Origin of the sequence: Hyella patelloides LEGE 07179 (genome assembly GCF_900659865.1) — a bacterium.
GTDB lineage: Bacteria > Cyanobacteriota > Cyanobacteriia > Cyanobacteriales > Xenococcaceae > Hyella > Hyella patelloides.
In genome coordinates, this window is the sequence record NZ_LR214198.1 from 1 (window position 1) to 3,359 (window position 3,359).

The 3,359-nt window shown below is 39.0% G+C and carries 7 protein-coding genes; 3 read left to right on the plus strand and 4 right to left on the minus strand.

What is annotated here, in order from left to right; translation table 11 throughout:
• Window positions 1-314: transposase (locus H1P_RS32020; protein WP_144875334.1), on the minus strand; the 314-nt coding region annotated here is incomplete at its 3' end.
• A gap of 114 nt (window positions 315-428) precedes the next feature.
• On the opposite strand from H1P_RS32020, the gene H1P_RS32025 reads away from it, so the two are divergent.
• Window positions 429-992, plus strand: a complete 564-nt coding sequence (locus tag H1P_RS32025; protein ID WP_144875336.1) for an MFS transporter — start codon at window positions 429-431, stop codon at window positions 990-992.
• Between the two features lie 65 nt (window positions 993-1,057).
• Here the strand turns inward: H1P_RS32025 and H1P_RS32030 are convergent, their stop codons facing one another.
• Entirely contained in the window at window positions 1,058-1,327 is a 270-nt protein-coding gene (locus H1P_RS32030; protein WP_144875338.1) for a hypothetical protein, read from the minus strand.
• Window positions 1,328-1,699: 372 nt separating this feature from the next.
• On the opposite strand from H1P_RS32030, the gene H1P_RS32035 reads away from it, so the two are divergent.
• Window positions 1,700-2,176, plus strand: coding sequence for a hypothetical protein (locus H1P_RS32035; protein WP_144875340.1), 477 nt, complete (start codon window positions 1,700-1,702; stop codon window positions 2,174-2,176).
• Here H1P_RS32035 and H1P_RS32040 read toward each other — a convergent pair.
• Window positions 2,173-2,475, minus strand: coding sequence for a hypothetical protein (locus H1P_RS32040; RefSeq protein ID WP_144875342.1), 303 nt, complete (start codon window positions 2,473-2,475; stop codon window positions 2,173-2,175). The genes H1P_RS32035 and H1P_RS32040 overlap by 4 nt on opposite strands.
• 352 nt (window positions 2,476-2,827) lie before the next feature.
• On the opposite strand from H1P_RS32040, the gene H1P_RS36880 reads away from it, so the two are divergent.
• Entirely contained in the window at window positions 2,828-3,004 is a 177-nt protein-coding gene (locus tag H1P_RS36880; protein ID WP_186376272.1) for a hypothetical protein, read from the plus strand.
• A gap of 41 nt (window positions 3,005-3,045) precedes the next feature.
• Here the strand turns inward: H1P_RS36880 and H1P_RS36885 are convergent, their stop codons facing one another.
• Entirely contained in the window at window positions 3,046-3,201 is a 156-nt protein-coding gene (locus H1P_RS36885) for a hypothetical protein (RefSeq protein WP_186376273.1), read from the minus strand.
• Window positions 3,202-3,359 lie beyond the last annotated feature (158 nt).

A 3,359-nucleotide genomic window follows, 5' to 3' on the forward strand; every position in this document is an offset into this window, starting at 1 on the left:
AATGGTGCTTGATTGCTATACTCTGATAGCCCTATAAAATACTGTAAGTAAGGATTCTCTTTAATTTGTGCTACTGTTTCTCTATCGGAAATTCTGAGTGTTTCTTTAATAATTAATGCCCCCAATGCCATCCGAAACGGCTTGGCTGGCGCACCCATTTTTTCGGAAAACTTTTCGGCATATTCTGACTCGAATTCCGACCAAGGAATTAATTTTGCCATGATTACCCACCGATTATCAGGTGACAATTGCATCGCAACAGGCAATTCAAAATTTTCTGGGGTAAGCTCAGACTGATTAGCTTTACGATACATCTGTTCTATCTCAGATAAGTGCAAGGGGGTTTTACCAATTTTAGGGCTTTTGCGCCCCCTCAACCTAACTTTTTGGTCGCGCCAGAATGTCTGTAACCTTTTTTAGCTCAACGTTTGAAACTTTCTGAGCAAATCCTAAGTAGTGCTTTTTCTGCTGCTAGTTTCCTAATTGTCTGGCTATCTCAAGGCTATTTCAAACAGATAAACCTGCCAATTACTGCGATGGGCTGGACGTGGGCGTTATTTCACCTGCTGATGAGTCTGGCTTCGGTCAATGCCAGTCGGCTGAAAGCTTCATTGGGAATCAAGAAAGCTCTTTTAGTTCTGGTCCTGCTTTTGGGAACTTCCTACATCCTTCTGGGCAGCATCAATAGCATTTGGGGAATTGCCTTCATTGCCGTTATCTACGCGGTCAGGGGAATGAAATCGCCTCTTATTTTGAACCTCATCAATCGGCAAATTCCCTCATCTATCAGGGCTACGGTGCTTTCTCTCAATAGCTTTGCCTTTCATTTGGGGTTTGCTCTAATCGCACCAGTAATAGGAGCGATCGCTTCTGCTCGTTCTTTATCTTCCGCGTTGATAGTTGGAGGCGGGTTTTTTCTCTTTACTGGTAGTTTCTGTTGGTGGCAGCTATTCAAGTTCAAAGCGTTCGACTCAGGCGCAGCGAAGCCGTGAGAGTAGCGGTAGTTTATTTATCTATTAAAACGATGAAAATAAACATGACAGTACCCAATCGAAATTTAATTATTAAAAGATGCGGTTTTAGAACTAGCCAACTCGATCAGTTCTTGTAACTTTTCTGCTCCGATATATTCGATTATTTCTGATAAATCTTCATCACTTATCTTGCCTTGAGAAAGAATTCCCCCACGCCAATAATTGATATTGTCATAGGTATCGGGGTCGAGTCGAGCAGCATTTGTCTTTAAGTATTGTTTAAGTTCGTAAGCAAGAGCAAATACGAGGTTTGAATTTTTTTTGTTCGGATAATCAGAATACATATTTTCCACGATTGATAATTATATTGACTTTTTACTTTTCAATTTCAGATAATCTCAGATATACGGCACTGTCGCACAAACATGATTTATCCACACCTTATCTCAGAATTTCTTCAAGCATACGGACAGCCAGGGCGCGGTTGCGTGCGCGTGCGCTTCATTGATATTCTCTAGATGATTTGTTTTTTATCAAATCTAACAACTCTGGTTCTCGTTCTCATTGTTTTTAAATATTTACTCTCACCACAAAGATATATATCGGAGTTAGGCGATTGCCATAAATTATTTCTTCTTTAATTGTTACGGACAAGTCTTCTATATATTGTTTTTTTCGTTAAAGTACAAACCAAGAAATTCCCCTTCAGAAATATTTTAATAAATATGAGCGATAGAACTCTAGGCAAACCCCGTCCTCTTTGGCGAGTCCTTCTCTTTTCTGTATTCTCTTTATCTGTTTATTACATCTGGTATAAGTGGATTATTCAGGAGGAGTTACGAAAATATAATGGCGAAGGTTGGTCGGGAAAAATGTGTGTGCTGCCATTTATCCTGGGTGTCATCTTCCCTCAAGTTTTGTGGATTCTAGACCCCGATGTAGGTAGTTGGTTCGGTTGGTTTTCTCTTTCTGGAATAGTCTGGATTTACATCGTTGAGTTTCGACTCTACCGTACAGTTAATCAACTTTATCGCGAAGAAGAAGAGAACGAACCTTTAGTCATTTGGTGGCTTTTTGTTCCTGGTTTGAATATTATAGCGGGTTTAAGACAAATTCATTTCTTGAGCCAATATTGGGCAGAAAAACCGAACATTTCAGTTAAAGACCCTATTGCTGAACATATTTCCTTTTTATCTGCTTAGTTACTGTAGTCTAGACTAACCAAGAGGCGATCGCTACTATGATAGGGATAGGTCTGCGGATTTAATACCAGAGAAACTTGAGATGGTTTAGGTTTGGGAGTCTTGGGCTGAATATGCCATAATATCCAGTTCCACAATCCTGAAATCAGAGGTATAGCCAAACAAACTACTACCGTAATCGCAATATAACGAAAAATCACAGGTCTTTTGCTTCTTTCTGGATCGTGACCACAACTTAAACAAGTATCAACTCCTTCCGCATTGAGAGTACCACAAACTTTACAGGGTTTTAAAGCCATAACTCGTTTAGTGAGATTTAGTGAGAGTGTTCGGTTTTTTTGATGTTCATCTTTATTACCTTACTATTTATTGATTGTGAACCTTACTTTTTGAATTACAGTTCTCTTTTGCTACTGTATCTTAGCATTCACAAGGGCGATCGCGCTCGGACAGAAAAATAATGGGATGAACATTCACAGCCAATACTGTTTTGTCACCAAGAATATATTAGAGTGAATTGAGTGATTGAACTGTTAAATAAGACAATAACCAAATGAACCACTTGAGCTAAAACCATTGCTATATGGTGATTTGAAAAATAGCAAAATTTTAAATCTACCGACAAAATGCCCTTGATTAGGAGTGGTCATCATGAAAGTACGATGGAAAATCTTGTTAACGAGTATGACAATGTGGCTAATTGGGGAATTTGTCTTGAATCTAGTAGGGCTTGATGAGTTTGCCGACTATAGCGAGTTTCTTCAAGACAAAATACGTCTTAATGGCAACAGTTTGAATTTAAGCTTGAGTTCTGAATTTTGTGGATAAGCTACCAAGCGTTTAAATATAGCCACCGAGAGCGATTTTAGTTACATGGTGTTATCGGTTTGGGTACATAGATAATCATCGATTAGTTCTGGTAGTTTCATCTTTTTCATCTTACTGTTAAAGCCATTGCCAAATCTAATTCTTCCCTGTTGGGGCGTGAAAAGTATGACAGAATCCGCAGTATTTTTGTGAGACATCGTTAATATTTGCCGACGACAATCCACAGCACAGGCAAACAATTGTTTTCACCCCTTGTTTTTCCGTCTTTCCTGTAGGTTGTCAGATTTTGGGCAACGAGATCGCTTCTCATCTTTTCGGCATTGATTCTTAACTCACGGTTCGCTCAATTTAAAAA